This is a genomic window from Polynucleobacter sp. MWH-UH24A (assembly GCF_018687475.1).
Lineage (GTDB): Bacteria > Pseudomonadota > Gammaproteobacteria > Burkholderiales > Burkholderiaceae > Polynucleobacter.
In genome coordinates this window covers 1,511,117-1,528,961 of record NZ_CP061292.1, presented here as the reverse complement: position 1 = coordinate 1,528,961, position 17,845 = coordinate 1,511,117, and the positions used below count along the sequence as shown (strand labels likewise).

16 protein-coding genes, 1 other RNA gene, 2 pseudogenes and 1 riboswitch are annotated in these 17,845 nt (G+C 47.6%); of the genes and pseudogenes, 9 read left to right on the top strand and 10 right to left on the bottom strand.

Going from position 1 to position 17,845, the window contains the following annotated elements; translation table 11 throughout:
• Positions 1 to 10 precede the first annotated feature (10 nt).
• Positions 11 to 1,534: a malonyl-CoA synthase gene (locus tag ICV32_RS07990; protein WP_215369854.1), complete on the top strand. Its 1,524-nt coding sequence runs from the start codon at positions 11 to 13 to the stop codon at positions 1,532 to 1,534.
• Here ICV32_RS07990 and ICV32_RS07985 read toward each other — a convergent pair.
• From ICV32_RS07985 to ICV32_RS07960, 6 genes and pseudogenes are all read right to left on the bottom strand, one after another.
• Positions 1,531 to 2,349: a sulfite exporter TauE/SafE family protein gene (locus tag ICV32_RS07985; RefSeq protein WP_215369852.1), complete on the bottom strand. Its 819-nt coding sequence runs from the start codon at positions 2,347 to 2,349 to the stop codon at positions 1,531 to 1,533. The two genes, ICV32_RS07990 and ICV32_RS07985, sit on opposite strands and share 4 nt — an antisense overlap.
• A 3-nt stretch (positions 2,350 to 2,352) precedes the next feature.
• A non-coding RNA gene (gene ssrS, locus ICV32_RS07980) (6S RNA) lies at positions 2,353 to 2,568 on the bottom strand.
• 84 nt (positions 2,569 to 2,652) lie between these two features.
• A pseudogene (locus ICV32_RS10080) lies at positions 2,653 to 2,883 on the bottom strand (cell division protein ZapA); the annotation flags it as partial.
• Positions 2,864 to 3,103: a hypothetical protein gene (locus ICV32_RS07970; RefSeq protein WP_215369850.1), complete on the bottom strand. Its 240-nt coding sequence runs from the start codon at positions 3,101 to 3,103 to the stop codon at positions 2,864 to 2,866. The pseudogene ICV32_RS10080 and the gene ICV32_RS07970, both read right to left, overlap by 20 nt.
• A gap of 19 nt (positions 3,104 to 3,122) precedes the next feature.
• Positions 3,123 to 3,659: a hypothetical protein gene (locus ICV32_RS07965; RefSeq protein WP_215369848.1), complete on the bottom strand. Its 537-nt coding sequence runs from the start codon at positions 3,657 to 3,659 to the stop codon at positions 3,123 to 3,125.
• A 52-nt stretch (positions 3,660 to 3,711) separates the two neighbouring features.
• On the bottom strand, positions 3,712 to 5,637 hold the full coding sequence (locus ICV32_RS07960; RefSeq protein ID WP_215369846.1) for a TonB-dependent receptor domain-containing protein: 1,926 nt from the start codon (positions 5,635 to 5,637) through the stop codon (positions 3,712 to 3,714).
• Positions 5,638 to 5,761: 124 nt separating this feature from the next.
• Positions 5,762 to 5,967: riboswitch (cobalamin riboswitch) on the bottom strand.
• A 75-nt stretch (positions 5,968 to 6,042) separates the two neighbouring features.
• On the opposite strand from ICV32_RS07960, the gene ICV32_RS07955 reads away from it, so the two are divergent.
• The 6 genes from ICV32_RS07955 to ICV32_RS07930 all read left to right on the top strand — a co-directional run bounded on the left by ICV32_RS07955 (position 6,043) and on the right by ICV32_RS07930 (position 12,653).
• Positions 6,043 to 6,660, top strand: coding sequence for a Crp/Fnr family transcriptional regulator (locus tag ICV32_RS07955; RefSeq protein ID WP_215369844.1), 618 nt, complete (start codon positions 6,043 to 6,045; stop codon positions 6,658 to 6,660).
• Positions 6,661 to 6,843: 183 nt separating this feature from the next.
• On the top strand, positions 6,844 to 8,580 hold the full coding sequence (gene oxc / locus ICV32_RS07950; RefSeq protein WP_215369842.1) for an oxalyl-CoA decarboxylase: 1,737 nt from the start codon (positions 6,844 to 6,846) through the stop codon (positions 8,578 to 8,580).
• A gap of 37 nt (positions 8,581 to 8,617) precedes the next feature.
• Entirely contained in the window at positions 8,618 to 9,868 is a 1,251-nt protein-coding gene (gene frc / locus ICV32_RS07945) for a formyl-CoA transferase (RefSeq protein WP_215369840.1), read from the top strand.
• A 66-nt stretch (positions 9,869 to 9,934) separates the two neighbouring features.
• Complete coding sequence (locus ICV32_RS07940) at positions 9,935 to 10,366, top strand: PAS domain-containing protein (RefSeq protein WP_215369839.1); 432 nt, start codon at positions 9,935 to 9,937, stop codon at positions 10,364 to 10,366.
• A gap of 103 nt (positions 10,367 to 10,469) precedes the next feature.
• On the top strand, positions 10,470 to 11,717 hold the full coding sequence (gene frc / locus ICV32_RS07935) for a formyl-CoA transferase (protein ID WP_215369837.1): 1,248 nt from the start codon (positions 10,470 to 10,472) through the stop codon (positions 11,715 to 11,717).
• Complete coding sequence (locus tag ICV32_RS07930; protein WP_215369835.1) at positions 11,718 to 12,653, top strand: methionyl-tRNA formyltransferase; 936 nt, start codon at positions 11,718 to 11,720, stop codon at positions 12,651 to 12,653.
• Here ICV32_RS07930 and panC read toward each other — a convergent pair whose 3' ends face one another.
• The 4 genes and pseudogenes from panC to metG all read right to left on the bottom strand — a co-directional run.
• Complete coding sequence (gene panC, locus ICV32_RS07925) at positions 12,654 to 13,523, bottom strand: pantoate--beta-alanine ligase (protein WP_215369834.1); 870 nt, start codon at positions 13,521 to 13,523, stop codon at positions 12,654 to 12,656.
• On the bottom strand, positions 13,520 to 14,374 hold the full coding sequence (locus ICV32_RS07920; RefSeq protein WP_215372669.1) for a ScpA family protein: 855 nt from the start codon (positions 14,372 to 14,374) through the stop codon (positions 13,520 to 13,522). The genes panC and ICV32_RS07920 overlap by 4 nt, the downstream gene beginning before the upstream one ends.
• On the bottom strand, positions 14,367 to 14,555 hold the full coding sequence (locus ICV32_RS07915) for a DUF3460 family protein (protein ID WP_215369832.1): 189 nt from the start codon (positions 14,553 to 14,555) through the stop codon (positions 14,367 to 14,369). Before ICV32_RS07915 ends, ICV32_RS07920 begins: the two co-directional genes overlap by 8 nt.
• Positions 14,556 to 14,625: 70 nt before the next feature.
• Positions 14,626 to 16,281 (bottom strand): annotated as a pseudogene (gene metG, locus ICV32_RS07910) (methionine--tRNA ligase); the annotation flags it as partial.
• A gap of 96 nt (positions 16,282 to 16,377) precedes the next feature.
• On the opposite strand from metG, the gene ICV32_RS07905 reads away from it, so the two are divergent.
• Positions 16,378 to 17,220: a formate dehydrogenase accessory sulfurtransferase FdhD gene (locus ICV32_RS07905; RefSeq protein WP_251371838.1), complete on the top strand. Its 843-nt coding sequence runs from the start codon at positions 16,378 to 16,380 to the stop codon at positions 17,218 to 17,220.
• 54 nt (positions 17,221 to 17,274) lie between these two features.
• Complete coding sequence (dcd, locus tag ICV32_RS07900; protein WP_215369829.1) at positions 17,275 to 17,841, top strand: dCTP deaminase; 567 nt, start codon at positions 17,275 to 17,277, stop codon at positions 17,839 to 17,841.
• The last annotated feature ends 4 nt before the right edge of the window (positions 17,842 to 17,845 follow it).

The following is a 17,845-nucleotide window of genomic DNA, read 5'->3' as shown; positions in this document are numbered from 1 at the left end:
AGGGTTTTGAGTGAATTTATACGCATTACTAGAGTCTGGCTTTCCTAAAAATCCCGAGGACTGTGCACTCGAAACCCAAGAAGGACTGTATTACTCGTGGCGTGATTTAGATCGCGCCACGGCCATGATGGCAAATTTACTCAAGAGCCTGAACTTACCCCAAGGCTCACGAGTTGCTGTCCAAGTTGAAAAATCCCCAGAAGCACTTTTTCTATACCTAGCTACTTTGCGAGCTGGGTATGTTTATTTGCCCCTAAATACGGCGTATCAAGAGTCTGAGATTGAATATTTTCTTGAGAATGCAGAGCCAGCTGTTGTCGTTTGCAGTTCCAAGAACTTTTCTTGGATTTCGAAGATTGCATTCAAAAGTGGCACTCTAAATGCATTTACATTGGATGAGAACCGCACCGGATCGCTCTTGGATCGTGCTGCACAATGTTCTGATCAGTTTAAGACCGTTAAAAAGGCTGACGATGATCTAGCAGCCATTTTGTATACATCGGGTACCACCGGGCGCAGTAAAGGAGCCATGCTGACGCATGGCAATCTTGGTAGCAATGCTCAGGTATTAAAAGAGTTTTGGGGTTGGAAAAAAGGCGACATCCTTTTGCATGCACTGCCCATTTTCCATGTTCACGGTTTGTTTGTTGCGGCTCATGGGGCATTATTAAATGGCAGCAAAATGATTTGGTTGCCTCGTTTAGATACAGCGCAATTAATTAAGCATTTGCCGCGTTCAACCATCATGATGGGTGTACCCACATTCTACGTGCGCTTATTGCTTGATCCAAACTTTAACCAGAGTGTTTGCAAAAACATGCGTCTGTTTGTATCGGGCTCAGCGCCATTGTTAACCGAGACCTTTAATACTTTTCAGAAGGTATCGGGGCATACCATTCTTGAGCGTTATGGTATGAGCGAGACCGTGATGTTGGTTTCTAATCCCTATCAAGGGTCGAGAGTCGGCGGATCTGTTGGAGTGCCTCTCCCAGGTGTTGAGGTTCGCGTCGTGAATGAATCTGGATCCCCATGCGGCGTCAATGAGATTGGTGCCATTGAAGTGCGAGGTCCAAATATATTTAAGGGCTACTGGCGCATGCCAGAGAAGACCGCTGAAGAGTTCACGAACGATGGTTGGTTTAAAACCGGTGATGTGGGTCGCTGGGGTGGTGAGACCAGTGCCGGTAAGGTTCCCGATCACTATCTTTGCATCGTCGGCCGCAATAAGGATTTAATCATCTCGGGTGGTTATAACGTTTACCCAAAAGAGATCGAGAGTTTTATTGATGATATGGATGGGGTTGAGGAGAGCGCGGTGATTGGTATTCCGCATAAAGATTTTGGTGAGGCAGTCATGGCGATTGTGGTTCCAAAGCCTGGAGCTAAACTCAATAGCCAGTCCATGATCGATGCATTGAAATCAAAGATTGCGAACTTTAAAGTTCCTAAGCGAATTGAAATAGTCGAGGGATTACCGCGTAACGCAATGGGCAAGGTGCAAAAGAACGTGTTGCGTCAGCAGTACAGTCATTAAGCACTCAGCGCTTTATGGGCTTCATTAAACATAAAGAGCGCCAAGAACATCAGCATTACCCCAAAGACACGTTTGAGCTGAACGACATTGAGCTTGCGAGCTAACTTTGCCCCTAACGGAGCAGTGAAAATACTCGTTGCTACGATGCAAGCAACTGCAGGTAGATAGATAAAACCAAAAGAGCCAGCGGGCAAGTCGGGTCGTCCAAAGCTACCAAAGACGTAACCCAGGGTTGAAGCAAGGGCAATCGGAAAACCCAGTCCCGAGGACGTTGCCATCGCCACATGGGGGCTTACGTTGCACCAGATCATGAATGGGACGGTGACAAAGGCACCGCCAGCACCCAATAGGCTCGACAAGCCTCCAGAGAAGGCGCCATAAGAAAATAAGCCTAGCTTCCCAGGCAGTTCGCGCTCGGGCTTCGGTTTTTTATTAATGAACATCTGAATTGAGGTGTACACAATAAAGACCGCAAAGAAAAGGGAGAGCCAGCCTGTATTAAACGCCTCAAATAACTCGCTACCCCCTAAAAAACTGCCAACAATAATTCCGGGGGTAAAGCCCGCAACCAGTTTCCAGTCAATTGAGCCGTGGCGATGATGAGCCCGAATAGCCGAGAGCGAGGTAAACAAAATGGTGGTCATGCCAGTGGCGATTGCCATATGAACAATGATGTCCTGGCTAAAGCCCTGGTGATTAAAGACGATGATCATGAAGGGAACCAAAATCATCCCACCACCAATCCCCAAAAGACCCGCTAAGAACCCAGCACATCCTCCGCAAACTAGGAGGATTGCAATGTCAGTCAAAAACATGAAAGGATCCCCGCCTTGGTCGCTAGACCGTCATCCTGAACCCTAAAGTTCAAGGTGGTACGGTAGCAATACTTCGGGTGCATCAAATGATTCAGGGAGTGTCGGACGGACCCACACTGTAAATCGATAAGACGCTCGCGCCCATACTGCAATACCCGTTCCGTATGCTTACGCATCGGTTCAAGGAACTATTGGCCTTGGCGCACCAGGCAGGGAAAGTGTTTTGATTAGAGAGTCGACTTGTTGTTCAAGTGCGTTCACTTCTTGCTCAATCAGATTTAGTTGTTCTGGATCAATCGTAGGGGTAGCAGAGGCTTGCGCAATGGATTGCTGAGATTGAATCAGGTCACCCGCTAATTTAATGGCAGCCATCATCGCTGCGCGCTCAATACTCTTATTGCCGCTAGCAAGAGCCAACTTGATTTGTTCATCCACCAAAGAGCAGGCCTCACGGAGCAATAGCTCGTGATCGCTTGAGGTTGCAAGCGTGATTTTGTGGCCAGCCAGACTGACTTCAATGCGTTGTTGGGTCATGGTCTTTATCAATCATTGCGTTATCACCCAACAGGTTCATTTGGCGCGAATCACTCTGTTCAGGAAGGCGCTTTAAGATGTGCTCGATGCGCTTTTGAGCATCCTCAATTTTTGACTCGAGGGTCACGCGATCTTGTCGTAATGCCTCAACGGAGGCATTCACCATTTTTAACTTCTCAGAAAGACGTCGGAGCGTTTGCTCAATGGAATCTTGCGACATATCTAAAATCGTATCAGAACTAGGCTAATTTCTTTTTAGCGGTTTCGGTAACCAGATAGAACCCGAGTGAGGCAACGGCAATGTAGCAGAGGGTGAAGAACAAATTACTAAAGAAATAAGTTCCAAATAGCTCAGCGAATCCCACAAGCGATGCACCGCTCTTTTGTAGATAAAAAGCCCCACTGGAGATTAGCTCACAAATCGCAACCCCAGCAACCAAGGCAATTGCAAATTGACCAATCTTGAACCCGTTCTGTTCATAGTGCTGGCGCAACCACCGACCGGCCATCCAGAGCGCCAAATACGATGGGATTAAAGCAACGTAGGCAAGGTTGAAAATGAAATCGCCCATAGCCAAATAATCGATTACAAAGGCTTGAGTCAAAACAAGCAAAAAGAGGGCTGGGCTTAATAAGAAACCAACTACAAAAGCAATTGCCCAGGTAGCGTCAGGCAAGCCCATCAGGGAGGCTACATGTTGTCCTCGAGTGGCCCACAAAATCAAGGAAAAAACCACAGCAATCCATACGGTCTGTTTGGTCGAAAGATTAAACATGATTCCTCCTTGAGTAATGGGGCTATTTTAGACCTAAATTAACACAAAACCTTTATTTCATGGCGTACCGAACCCCAATAAAAAGGTTCGATCCTGGGGTGTTGTAACCATAAGATAGTTGGTAATCTTTATTGAAGATATTGTTCCAACGACCAAAGATCGACCAGTCTTTGGCAAATTCGCAATTGCCATATAAATTGAAGATGGCATAACCGCCCATATAACTGGAGTTGCCCGAGTTATAGCGTCCTCCTTGAAACGTTCCCTCGGCGCCCACATTCAATTTCTGATAACGGTACTCAGCACCAAGGTTCCCAAATTGACGAGCGCGCTTAGCCAGTAGAAACCCCGTGGTTTGATCAATCGGATTTTGTTGATCATAGGATGCTTTCAAGCGAAGACTCGATAACTTTGCAATACCGCCAACGGATACGCCAGAGATTTTTGCAACACCTGCATTGCCAGCACATCCGCCATTAGGACCATTAAGTTGTGCAATCGTGCATGGAGGGGCAGTCGTGGTGTACTGAATGAGATTGGTAATGGTGCTATTAAATCCAATTAAATGAAGATCCAAGCCGCTGGACTCATAGTGGAGACCAATCTCGGTATTTTTACTTTTTTCTGCTTGTAAATTGGTATTACCGTAATCAGGAAAATACAAGTCATTAAATGACGGGGCCTTAAAGCCGGTACCGTAATTAATATTGCCTCGAATTTGTTTGGAGAAAAAGTAACCATACGATGCGCTGCCTGTCGTTTGTGGCCCATACCCAGTAATGCTGTCATTACGAAGTGCAAGGTTTGCTAAGTGTGATCCATGTTTAAGCTGATAAGAACCTGCCACGGTATTGGTATTTTGATCTTGACTGACGATACCGCCATCATTGGAGTAACCGCTTAAAGTTTTTCGCTCCGCAACAAGTTGTAATAGATCACTACCAATCTTGATATCGTTTTGCCAGGAATAAATCATCTGTTTTGTTTTGTAAACAGGATTTCCGGTGCTGTAGAGATTCTGTGAGTAATCATTTGACTGGGAGACTTGAAGCATGCTTTTCCAGTCTTTGTTGATTTGATTGTTCGAGAATAAGGAAAAGATCCCCAAATTGCTAATTTGACTCCCAATGCCACCCCCATAAAAACTAGAAACAGGGTATTGATTGTCGAGTCGAGAAGCCAAAAACTGAAATCCAAACTCTTGCCCACGATCCCATTCCTGGGCAATACGACCAGCACCACCACTCTTGGTATAGCCTGTTCGATTTTGACTTAATGCATTTCTATTATTTGTAGCTACAGAGTTAAACCCAGTAGAAATTTCTTGCGATCCGCTAATGGCGTAACTTGTTGTCCTCGTGTCTCCGAACGAGCCATAAAGGCTGGCATCCGTAATGCTGGTTCCATAACCGCCATACCCCGTTGAGGCATTCGCTTGAAACGGCCCCGTACCCTTTTTGGTAAATATCTGAATGACACCGCCAATGGCATCCGAACCATAAAGACTACTTTGTGGACCAAAAATGATTTCAATTCGATCAATAATTCCAAGTGGAATGGCTTGTAACGAAAACCCACCCGTTCCAGCAGCTTGACTACGCACACCATCAACCAATAAAAGAGCTTGATTCGAGTTTGATCCTCGCAAGAACACGCTTGCTGCGGATCCGGGACCGCCAATGGTTGAAATCTCCACCCCTCTTTGACGCTGTAAGAGCTCCACAAGACTGGTTTGTCCTGCATCAGCAATTTCTTCGGGGCCGATAAAAACGTAGTCAGCCAATACATCGTTGGCGCGAGTGGGGGTGCGGGTAGCAGTGACAATCACCGGATCCATCGGGTTATTGGCTGTGCTAACCAAGACATTCCCACTTTGGGCATAGACAGTTTGGTTGCTAAAGGAAATGGTTAATGCGAGAGTGAGAGCGGATAGGCGCCAACGGTTGTTGGCCTTCCAAAGATTACGGCAAGGTTGCATGACAAATCCAAGTTGTAATGCCTGCCAACCTCCCCGTTAGCGGGCGATACAGAACTCGGAATAGGGATGAGCGTCAATGTGGGCGTGTGAGGGCCCTCTATTGGCGCGCGAAGGTCCCCGTTCACGAAATTCCACCTGTCTTGGCCGGTATCCGGGCTGGTGAACTTTAGATTTGGCCTTCCCATGCATTGATACACAGTGGCTTATCAAACCATAGCACCGAACGACTGGCGCATTCACTTACCGTTGCGGGGGCAGCACACGTTTGAGTAGTGTTTCCCGTTTAACCCAAATGTCATACAAATGGGCACCACGACGACTCAATATTACCCTATTTATGACTAGGAATAACCCGAATTTCCTTTATTGGAAGGCTTACAATGAATAGTTCGAGTGAATATTTCAATGACCATACTAGATAGACATCCAGAAAAAAATCTAATTCGCTTGCAGCTTAGCCAAAATATTGTTTTGCGTAATTTAGATCCGGGCAGCATGGCTGAATTAGAGAGTTCCCTTGAGATCTCGGATCTTAAGAAATCCGAGATCTTGTTACGTCAAGGCAACTATCAAATGGAGCAATATTTTGTTCTTGATGGCATCTTAAAACGTATTGTTTCAAGTGCTGATGCAAAAGAAATGATCCTGCGATTTGCCATTGAGAAAGATATTGAAACCAGTTATGCCGCATGGCGCTTACAGCGCGCTGCGCCCTACAGTATTGCTTCGGTCACTAAGGCGCGGGTTGCGCGGATGCCTCTTAAAAAGTGGGCTGAGTTTTTGGATAACCACCCAAAACTAAAAGAAAGTTTTGAGTTTGAGGTGATGCGTCTCATGAGTGAAATCATGGCACACACGATTACATTGCACATGCTCGATGCCCCAGGGCGGGTTGAACGGTTTTTGCGAAAATACGAAAACTTATTTGAGGTTTTACCCAAGAAAGAATTGGCCGCTTACCTGAATCTTTCGCCCGAAACCTTAAGCCGTTTAAAGAGCAAACACAAAGAGCTATTTATCTAAATTTTAGGGTTATTTGATTCATTGAGTAAGCGCTAACCCTAGGTTTTTATTGGATTTTAGGGGAAATTGACGAAAGTCAATGCTGAACCCTCCTCTGAGTCCTAAGATTCGTCTCAGTTCAGCTGAGACTCTTTTATGGAGGCGAAGTTGAAGACAACCAATCCCACGGAGAGAGACAACGTTATGTTGACAGCTACGAAAGAGCATTCTGCCAATGTTGCTGCAGAAGATACCCCACTAACCGACGGTTTCCATTTGGTGATCGATGCCCTAAAGGCCAACGATATCGATACTATTTTTGGACTGGTTGGTATCCCTATTACTGATTTAGCGCGTTTGGCCCAAGCGGAGGGAATGCGCTTTATTGGATTCCGGCACGAACAGCATGCGGGTAATGCTGCGGCGATTGCTGGTTATATGACTCAAAAGCCCGGCATTTGCCTAACAGTGTCGGCACCCGGATTCTTAAATGGTTTGACTGCTCTAGCAAATGCAACCACCAACTGTTTCCCCATGATTCTGATTTCTGGATCAAGCGAGCGTGAGATTGTGGATTTGCAGCAGGGTGACTATGAAGAGATGGATCAGTTAAATGCTGCCAAGCCTTACGCAAAAGCATCCTACCGGATTAACAAGGCAGAAGACATCGCTATTGGTGTTGCGCGCGCCATTCGTGCCGCAGTATCGGGACGCCCAGGCGGAGTCTACCTTGATCTTCCTGCGCAGTTATTGGGGCAAAGTATTCCTGCTCAAAAGGGGAAAGAATCCTTATTCCGTGTGATTGATGCTGCACCTAAGCAAATTCCTGCACCGGATGCCATCAAGCGCGCGATTGATGTTTTGAAAAACGCCAAGCGGCCTTTGATTCTTTTGGGCAAGGGCGCTGCTTATGCACAAGCCGATCAAGAGATCAAAGATTTGGTTGAGAAATCAGGTATTCCTTATTTACCAATGTCAATGGCAAAAGGTTTGTTACCAGATACCCATCCGCAGTGCGCATCTGCAGCCCGTTCATTTGTGTTGGCAGAAGCGGACACCGTGATGTTGGTCGGTGCTCGTTTGAATTGGTTATTGGCCCATGGCAAAGGTAAAACTTGGGGCAACCATTTGAAGAAATTTATTCAGATTGATATTGCAGCAACTGAAATTGACAGCAACGTTCCGATTGCAGCCCCAGTGATTGGTGATGTCGGCTCTTGTGTCACCGAGCTGTTGAAGCAAATTGGTAGCGTTCCCAAGCCAAGCGCTGAGTGGATTCATGCAATTAATGAGAAAAAAGACAAGAACATTGCCAAAATGGAGGAGACACTCTCCAAAAATCCTTCCCCCATGAACTTCCACAGCGCATTGCGTGCGATTCGTGAGGTGGTGAAGGCCAATCCAGATGTCAATATCGTGAACGAAGGGGCTAACACCCTTGACTATGCTCGTAGCATCGTCAATATGTATAAACCCCGTAAGCGTTTTGACTCTGGTACTTGGGGAATCATGGGTATTGGTATGGGCTACGCCATCGGTGCAGCGGTTGTTAGCAAGCAACCCGTCATTGCCATCGAAGGGGATAGCGCGTTTGGATTTAGCGGCATGGAGCTTGAAACCATCTGCCGCTACAACCTGCCAATCATCACAGTCGTGTTTAACAACAACGGTGTTTACCGTGGTACGGATGTGAACCCTACCGGTGGTGCGGATGTTGCGCCAACCGTGTTTGTAAAAAATGCACGTTACGACAAGATGATGGAGGCGTTTGGCGGCGTTGGTTATAACGTCACTACTCCCGAGGAATTGACTGATGCATTGAACAAGTCTCTCGCCTCAGGTAAGCCAACGGTCATCAATGCTGTGATTGACGAAACTGCGGGTACTGAGAGCGGTCGTTTGACTAACCTCAACCCAGCTTCTACTGCAACCAAGAAGTAATCATTTATTGATATAAAGAGTCCAAAGGAGATTCAAAATGAGTAAACCACTAGACGGAATTCGGATTATCGATTTCACCCACGTACAAGCAGGTCCTGCTTGCACCCAATTGCTTGGCTTTTATGGCGCCGACGTGATTAAAGTTGAGCGTCCTGGCTCTGGCGACGTGACCCGTAGTCAGTTGCGTGACATTCCCGATGCCGATGCTTTGTATTTCACGATGCTTAACGGTAACAAGCGTTCCTTAACCTTGGATACCAAGACCCCAGAGGGTAAAGAGGTGCTCGAGAAGTTAATCAAGGTCTCTGATGTGATGGTTGAGAACTTTGGTCCAGGCGCTTTAGATCGCATGGGTTTCTCATGGGATCGCATTATGGAATTGAACCCCAAGATGATCTTGGCTTCAGTCAAAGGTTTCTCAGACGGTCATTCGTATGAGGATTTAAAAGTGTATGAGAACGTCGCTCAGTGTGCTGGCGGTGCGGCATCGACCACTGGTTTCTGGGACGGCCCTCCCACTGTATCCGCTGCTGCATTGGGCGACAGTAATACGGGTATGCACTTGGCAATTGGTATCTTGACTGCTCTCATGCACCGTCAAAAAACAGGTAAAGGTCAAAAGGTGGCTTGCTCGATGCAAGACGCTGTATTGAATCTCTGCCGTGTGAAGTTGCGTGACCAACAGCGCTTGGATCGCGTTGGTTACCTCGAAGAGTATCCACAGTATCCTCATGGCAAATTTAGTGATGTCGTGCCCCGTGGTGGTAACGCTGGCGGCGGCGGTCAGCCTGGCTGGGTCTTAAAGTGCAAAGGTTGGGAAACCGATCCAAATGCCTATATTTATTTCACGATCCAAGGTCATGCTTGGGAGCCAATTACCAAAGCCCTTGGCAAACCAGAGTGGGCAACCGATCCAGCCTATATGACTGCGCAAGCTCGTCAAGACAAGATTTTTGATATCTTCGCGACCATTGAAGATTGGCTCAAAGATAAGACTAAGTACGAAGCGGTCGATATCTTGCGCAAGTTTGATATTCCCTGCGCACCTGTCCTCTCCATGAAAGAGATCGCTGAGTCACCTGATTTGCGTGCTAGTGGATCCATTGTTGAAGTGGATCACAAAGTACGTGGCAAGTACCTCACGATTGGTAGTCCAATTAAGTTCTCTGAATTGAAGGTCGAAGTGAAGCCATCTCCAGTATTGGGTGAGCACACCGATGAGGTTCTATCTGATCTTGGCTATAGCAAAGAGCAAATTGCTCAATTGCATGCGGCAAAAGCGGTTTAATCGGTATAGCGCTTAAGTAATGGCGCCTTCGGGCGCCATTTGCTTTTCAGGGGAGAGACATCAACTATGAGCAACGAGGTCGATCTTCATCAACTCATTGAGGTGATTGGTGATGCTGTTGTTGTCTCCAATGTGGCGGGCAAAATCACTTTGTGGAATCGCGCTGCCGAGGACATGTTTGGATACACCGCTAGAGAGGCACTGGGACAAAATCTCGACATCATTACACCTGAACGATTTCGGGGACGTCATTGGGAGGGCTATCACCACTCCATGGAAACGGGCACTACAAAGTACGGAAAGCAAACTTTGCGAGTACCGGCGCTTCATAAAGATGGGCATACGCTGTCGATCGCATTTACTGTCGCCATGCTCCATGACGAACACCACCAAGTCAGCGGTGTCGTTGCGGTGATCCGAGACGAAACCGCTCGATTTATCGAAGAAAAAGAGCTCAAAAAACGTTTGATCGAGCTGGAATCCAAGCCGGGCATGTGATCCCTGCGCTTGCCCTAAATTGGGCTTGTATCGCCATTTTTAACCAATACCAGCGCTGGTAAAATGGCTTTCATCAAATTTTCATACTTTTTAGGACTCTTTTATGGCAAAAGCACTTGAGGGAATTAAGATCCTCGACTTTACGCACGTTCAATCTGGGCCAACGTGCACCCAGTTGCTCGCTTGGTTTGGGGCCGATGTTATTAAAGTTGAGCGTTCGGGTGAGGGTGATGCGACTCGCAAGCAATTGCAAGACATACCGGATGCCGATAGTTTGTATTTCACGATGCTAAATCACAACAAGCGCTCTTTAACTGTGAACACCAAAACGTCTGAGGGTAAAGATATCCTGGAGCGCTTGATTAAGCAGTGCGATGTGTTAGTTGAGAACTTTGCGCCGGGTGCTTTAGATCGCATGGGTTTTACTTGGCAGCGGATTCAAGAACTCAACCCCCGCATGATCATGGCCTCGATCAAAGGCTTTGGACCAGGGCCTTATGAGGATTGCAAGGTGTATGAGAACGTTGCGCAATGCGCTGGCGGTTCCGCATCGACCACAGGCTTTGATGATGGCCCACCGATGGTGACCGGTGCTCAGATTGGTGACAGTGGTACCGGTTTGCATTTGGCACTCGGGATTGTGACCGCACTTTATCAGCGCACGCATTCGGGTCGAGGGCAGAAGGTGGATGCCGCCATGCAAGACGCGGTTCTCAATCTGTGCCGCGTTAAGCTTCGTGATCAACAGCGCCTTGATCGAAACGGCACGATGCAAGAGTACCCCCAGTTTCCAAATGGTACTTTTGGCGATGCGGTTCCCCGCGCTGGTAACGCCTCAGGCGGTGGTCAACCCGGCTGGATTCTGAAGTGCAAGGGCTGGGAAACCGATCCTAATTCTTACATTTACATCGTCGTTCAAGCTGCGGTGTGGGAAGCCATTTGTAAAGTGATCGGCCGTGAGGATTGGATTACCGATACCGATTACGCATCACCCATGGCTCGTTTGCCCCGACTTATGGGGATCTTTGCAGAAATTGAGAAATGGACCATGACCAAGACAAAGTTTGAGGTCATGAATACGCTCAATCAGTACGATGTACCCTGTGGCCCGATCCTTTCTATGAAGGAGATCGCACAAGAGCCGGCTTTACGTGCAACCGGTACGGTGGTTGAGGTTGATCATCCAATTCGTGGTAAATATTTGACGGTTGGCAATCCGATCAAATTATCCGATAGCCCTACCGATGTGACCCGTTCACCCCTATTGGGTGAGCATACCGATGAGATTTTGCAAGAGCTTGGTTTTAAGATCGATGATCTGATTGATTTACGCCATAAGAAAGTCATCTAAATGCGCATCGCACTCATTGGCAGTCAAGATTTTGGTAAAGCCGCTCTTGAGGCTTTTTTGGAGCGTGGGGATGAGGTGGTGGCAGTGTTTTGTCCGCCCGATAATCCGAAGGCCACTAAGCCTGAGATCTTGAAAGAGACCGCCATGGCTCGGGGTTTGAATATGCTCCAGTTTCCGAGTCTTAAGGGACCGGAGGCTGCCAATGCAATGCGCGATAGTAAAGCGGATATTTGTGTGATGGCCTATGTGTTGCAATTTGTGCCACAGGATCTAGTGAAGATCCCACGCTTTGGCACGATTCAGTATCACCCATCTTTATTACCAAAGTACCGCGGTCCCAGCGCGATCGGCTGGTCGATCGCCTTAGGTGAAACCAAGACTGGATTAACGATTTTTAGGCCCTCCGATGGTCTCGATGAAGGCGCAATCATTTTGCAAAAGGAAGTACCGATTGGTCCAGATGACACCTTAGGTCAGGTCTACTTTAATCACCTCTTCCCCCTAGGAATTGCAGCCTTATTAGAGGCGGCCGATTTAGTAGCGGCAGGTAAGCACCAAGAAATGGTGCAAGATGAGTCGCTAGCGAACTACGAAGGTTGGTTTGATCAAGCTGCTGCTCGGATTCATTGGTCAAATCATGTGAGTCAAATTTATAACCTGATCCGGGCATGCAATCCAGCCCCAGGTGCTTGGACTGCACTCAATGGTGAGAAAGTTCAGATTTATGATGTGCGCAAACACATCACCCCAACCTACGGATCCGTTCAGGGTAAGCCCGGCGAAGTCGTTGAGGTTACCTCGAACTCATTTAGGGTGGCCTGCCATGGCGGTCAGATTGAGGTTCTCAAAGCCAAAGCCGGAAAGGGTTCGAAAGTCTCCGGGGGGGAGTGCGCTAGTGCGGCCGGTATTCAGGTCGGCCAATTCTTTGACGCGTAATTAGATCTCAAGATTATCAATTAGGCGAGTCTTGCCAAGTTTGGCAGCCGCCAAAATGACGAGTTCTTTCTTCGCCAGCAGGTCTTCATTGCTCGGCGTTAATAAATCGGCGCGCTTACGAATGGCAATGTAGTCAGGTTGCCAGCCACGTTGTGTAAGAGCATCAGCGGTCTTTTTCTCAAGCTCACGTAGCGATTGATCCAGAGGCTTCATGGGGCTGGCGTGATGCATGGTATCCAAAACGGCAAGTCGCAGCTCTTGCAGGCTTGTTTGTAAATGAGGGGCTTCAGTGCGTTCAGCCGCATTTAAATAAGCATTGCGCGAAGATAATGCTAAGCCATCATCGGCACGAATGGTTTCACCCGCCACAATCTCAACGGGTAAGGCAAACTGATGCGCCATTTGACGAATAATCATCAGTTGCTGATAGTCTTTTTTGCCAAAGACGGCGACACGGGGTTGAACGCAGGAAAATAATTTCAGAACAACCGTACAAACTCCCTTAAAAAATCCTGGACGGAATTCGCCTTCTAAAATATCGCCTAATTGCTTGGGTGGATCAACACGGTATTCTTGGGGCTCGGGGTAGAGGACTTTCTCGGTGGGGGCGAACAATACATAAACCCCTTCCTTTTCAAGCTTTTCGGCATCCGCCTCAAGGGTTCGTGGGTACTGATCAAAATCTTCATGGGGACCAAACTGCAGACGATTTACAAAAATACTGGCTATCACTGGATCGCCATGTTGTCTTGCAATGCGCATTAAGGAGAGATGCCCCTCATGCAGATTGCCCATGGTGGGTACAAAGGAGGCGCGGTTCTGTCCACGTAATTGATCGCGCAGCTCTTGAATATCGGTAACGATTTTCATGCGCTTGGGGTATAGGCTAGTCGGACGTAAATCGGTGCGTAGGGCTCGGCTTGGGTGATTTCAATTAACGATTCACGTGAGAGTTCGAGCATGGCAATAAAGTTCACCACAATCACCGGCACACCATTACCTGAGCGAATGGCATCTTCAAACAGTTCACTGAACTCAACAAAGCGGGTGTTCTGTAAGCGCCGCAGAATACGAGTCATGAAGTCGCGAACCGATAACTGCTCACGGGTAATCGTATGGTGTTGATTGAGTTTGGCCCGATGCAGCACATCGCGCCATGCCATTTGCAGATCCTCGAGATTAACCTCAGGCCAAGTCACTGCAATGCTGGTATCGACATAACCATGCGCCACCTGAAAATCACGACCGACTTGAGGAATGCGATCGAGCTCTTGTGCAGCTAATTTCATCCGCTCGTATTCCAAGAGGCGTCGTACCAGTTCGGCGCGCGGATCTTCCACTTCCTCATCACTGTCCGCCTTTTTCATGGGCAAGAGCATGCGCGATTTAATTTCAATCAACATTGCAGCCATTAATAAATACTCAGCTGCGAGTTCGAGATTGTGATGACGGATTTGATCGATGTAGCTGAGATACTGCTGTGTGACCTCCGCCATCGGAATATCCAAGACATTGAAGTTTTGCTTACGAATCAGGTAGAGCAGTAAATCCAAAGGACCCTCAAAGGCTTCTAGAAAAACCTCTAGAGCATCCGGTGGAATATATAAATCACTCGGTAATTGAAATAAGGGTTCGCCATACAACTTGGCAAACGCAGAGCTTAGGCCATCAATTTTTTCTTCCGATGGGCCATTGGGGAGCGGCTCGAGCTCCTCAGTCATTGCCATAAACGTATGCGCGTTGCTTAACTTTGGCGAGTTGGTTGCGGCGAATTTCTTCGGGACTTAATGCAGGCTTATCCCAAAGTAGAGCGCGACCCTCACGTTGCGCTTGCTCCAGTTGGGGATTTTGCGACTTTAGTTTCTCTAAAAACAAGGTGGCTTGAGATTTATATTTCTTCATAAAATCAATAACTTACATAATAAAATGGATTACAACACCCTTCATTATTAACGATTTTTAGGGATCCTCAGCGATTTAATTCGAGAAGCGCATCAACCTGGGCGGGCTCGACCCGTGTCATTAAATGACGATAGGGTTGGATTGCAGAATTGCTCTTTAATGATTTGCCGATATCGTGCCATTGCATTGGTGGAATGGACAAAAATTCTTCAACCTGACCCACCAAATTCGGTAAAACTGGCTTTAAGTACAAACTCAACCGGCGAAATGATTCTAAGATGACACTGCACACTTCATGCAGTTTGGCGAAGCCCTGAGGATCTTTTGCAAGTTCCCAAGGCTTATTCTCATCAACATAAGCATTCACAAGATCAGCCAGCTCCATGATTTGGCGTACGGCTTTTGCAAATTCGCGGCTTTCATAAAAATCAGCAATCAAGTCACTTGCGTTTGCTATCGACTCGAGTAAAGGATGCGTCATTGCCGCATCGGAGATCCGACCCTCAAAGCGTTTGACTAAAAATCCGGCAGTCCGACTGGCAATATTGATGTACTTTCCCAAAAGGTCGCTATTGACGCGTGCCACAAAATCGTGGAGATTTAAATCAAGATCTTCCATGGTTGCATTTAACTTGGTCGCAAAGTAATAGCGGAACCATTCTGGGTTCAGGCCCGCCTCAATCACACTGTTTGCAGAAATGAGCGTACCGCGCGATTTACTCATCTTTTCGCCATCCACGGTTAAGAATCCGTGAGCATAAACATTGGTGGGTGTACGATAGCCAGAAAAGTGCAAGGTAGCCGGCCAAAAGAGCGTATGAAAATACAAAATATCTTTACCAATGAAATGGTATTGCTCAGTCGTGCTATCGGGCTTGACCCAGTTGGCAAAATCGAGACCCCGCTCCTTACAGTATTTCAGGAAGCTTGCGTAATAACCAATTGGGGCATCAAGCCAAACATAAAAATACTTTCCTGGTGCGTCGGGGATTTCAAAGCCAAAGTAGGGTGCGTCACGCGAGATATCCCAATCGCCTAGTTTGCTGTCCCCTTCGGTGCCCACCCACTCCTTCATTTTATTTTTGGCTTCAATCTGTAGAGGCGTTTTCACCTGTGTCCACTCGCGCAAGAATGCCTCGCAACGCGGATCGGAGAGCTTAAAAAAATAATGATCAGATACTTTGCGAACCGGGGTAGCGCCACTGACGACAGAGTAGGGATTTTTGAGATCGGTGGGCGCATAGGTGGCACCACACTTTTCACAAGAGTCGCCATATTGATCTGCTGCACCACATTTTGGGCAATTGCCTTTAATAAACCGATCAGGTAAAAACATCTCCTTGACCGGATCGTAGGCTTGTTCAATTGCTCTTTTTTCAATCAGACCCGCATCGCGTAACTTGAGATAAATCTCGCGCGATAACTCTTCGTTTTCTGGGCTATCGGTAGTGTAGTAGTGATCAAACGAGATCAGAAAGTGATCAAAATCTCGCTTGTGTTCGTGCCACACTTTATCAATCAGAGCCTTGGGGGTAAGCCCTTCTTTTTCGGCCCGTAGCATGATCGGGGTACCGTGGGTATCGTCTGCACCGACGTAATGTACTTCGTGGCCTCGCATTCGTTGGAACCGAACCCAAATATCGGTCTGTACGTATTCCACCAGATGACCAATATGGATTTGGCCATTGGCATAGGGCAGGGCAGAGGTTACCAGCAGTTGACGCATATTAATCATTCTTGTTAAACATAGATTTTAGACTGCGGTTAAAGTGTATGGTGAGATACCGCTGGGTATCGTTGATGGCTAAGGATCAAATCACCGATGAGCAGTACTTCACAAACAACCATTGCAATGACCAATGCCTCGGTACCCGTGGTTCACGAGGTAACGATTATGGATGAGCTGGGTCGTCAGAAGAGCACTTTTATTCCGGGCGAGCGTTCCTTGACGATCTATTTGGATAAGCGCGAGGTTGTGACCTTGATGACCTTGGGCGCAGCCCCCGAGGCTTTGGTATTGGGATATTTACGCAACCAACGATTGGTTGAGTCTGCTGATGACATTGAGAGTATTCAGGTTGATTGGGACACCGATTCGGCAGCGGTCAAGACCCGACGAAGTTCTGTTGATATTGATGCAATCACCAGTAAGCGAGTTGTGACCACGGGCTGTGGTCAAGGAACCATGTTCGGTGGACTGATGGAAGACATGGCTCAGATTCAGTTACCAGAGGGCCCCAAACTTCATCAAGCTGCGATTGTTAATCTCTTGGAGCAAATCCGCTCGCATGAAACCATCTATAAGAAAGCCGGATCGGTTCATGCTTGCGCCGTATTTGAGCGTGCCGGGAGTGATCACGTCAAGCTCCTCCATTTGATTGAGGATGTGGGGCGACACAATGCGGTTGATTCCATTTCGGGCCTACTCTGGTTGGCCAAGCGCCATGGTGAAGACCTCATCTTTTTTACGACCGGCCGTCTAACTTCGGAGATGGTGATCAAAGGAGCGCAGATGGGGATTCCCTATTTGCTCACCCGCTCCGGAGTGACCCAGATGGGCTTGGAGCTAGCTAAAAAGACCCACTTAACCCTGCTATCGCGCTGCTCCGGTAAGCACTTTGAGATCTACAACGCCCCGGAGCGTGTGGTTTTTCAGACACCCTAGACCTTAAACCAGGGGTTTGTGTCCTCTTGGGCACGAAAGTCTTACAATCCCGCCATGACTATTAAATCTGACCATTGGATCCGCCGGATGGCTGAAAGCGGCATGATTAGCCCCTTTGAGCCTGGCCAAATTCGAATCAACTCTGCGGGGCAAAAAATTGTGAGCTACGGCACCTCAAGCTATGGCTACGACATTCGGTGTGCCGACGAGTTCAAGATTTTCACCAACATCAATAGCACGATTGTTGACCCAAAACAGTTTGATGAAAAATCATTCGTGGATTTCAAGGGCGATGTTTGCATCATTCCGCCCAACTCCTTTGCTTTGGCAAGAACGGTGGAGTATTTCAAGATCCCCCGCAATGTTTTAACGATTTGCGTTGGCAAAAGTACGTATGCGCGTTGCGGAATCATTGTTAATGTCACACCCTTTGAGCCTGAGTGGGAAGGTTATGTCACTCTGGAGTTTTCTAATACCACTCCGTTGCCAGCCAAAATTTATGCTGGTGAGGGTTGCGCTCAAGTCCTTTTCTTTGAGAGCGATGAAGTATGCGGCACCTCCTATAAAGACCGTGGCGGTAAGTACCAAGGCCAACACGGCGTTACTCTTCCCAAAACCTAAGCCA

Coding starts and splice junctions, on each gene's coding strand:
- frc (WP_215369837.1), top strand. CDS start 10,470: ATGGCAAAAGCACTTGAGGGAATTAAGATCCTCGACTTTACGCACGTT.
- ICV32_RS07915 (WP_215369832.1), bottom strand. CDS start 14,555: ATGAAGAAATATAAATCTCAAGCCACCTTGTTTTTAGAGAAACTAAAG.
- ICV32_RS07985 (WP_215369852.1), bottom strand. CDS start 2,349: ATGTTTTTGACTGACATTGCAATCCTCCTAGTTTGCGGAGGATGTGCT.
- frc (WP_215369840.1), top strand. CDS start 8,618: ATGAGTAAACCACTAGACGGAATTCGGATTATCGATTTCACCCACGTA.
- oxc (WP_215369842.1), top strand. CDS start 6,844: ATGTTGACAGCTACGAAAGAGCATTCTGCCAATGTTGCTGCAGAAGAT.
- dcd (WP_215369829.1), top strand. CDS start 17,275: ATGACTATTAAATCTGACCATTGGATCCGCCGGATGGCTGAAAGCGGC.
- ICV32_RS07930 (WP_215369835.1), top strand. CDS start 11,718: ATGCGCATCGCACTCATTGGCAGTCAAGATTTTGGTAAAGCCGCTCTT.
- ICV32_RS07960 (WP_215369846.1), bottom strand. CDS start 5,637: ATGCAACCTTGCCGTAATCTTTGGAAGGCCAACAACCGTTGGCGCCTA.
- panC (WP_215369834.1), bottom strand. CDS start 13,523: ATGAAAATCGTTACCGATATTCAAGAGCTGCGCGATCAATTACGTGGA.
- ICV32_RS07970 (WP_215369850.1), bottom strand. CDS start 3,103: ATGTCGCAAGATTCCATTGAGCAAACGCTCCGACGTCTTTCTGAGAAG.
- ICV32_RS07940 (WP_215369839.1), top strand. CDS start 9,935: ATGAGCAACGAGGTCGATCTTCATCAACTCATTGAGGTGATTGGTGAT.
- ICV32_RS07920 (WP_215372669.1), bottom strand. CDS start 14,374: ATGACTGAGGAGCTCGAGCCGCTCCCCAATGGCCCATCGGAAGAAAAA.
- ICV32_RS07965 (WP_215369848.1), bottom strand. CDS start 3,659: ATGTTTAATCTTTCGACCAAACAGACCGTATGGATTGCTGTGGTTTTT.
- ICV32_RS07955 (WP_215369844.1), top strand. CDS start 6,043: ATGACCATACTAGATAGACATCCAGAAAAAAATCTAATTCGCTTGCAG.
- ICV32_RS07905 (WP_251371838.1), top strand. CDS start 16,378: ATGAGCAGTACTTCACAAACAACCATTGCAATGACCAATGCCTCGGTA.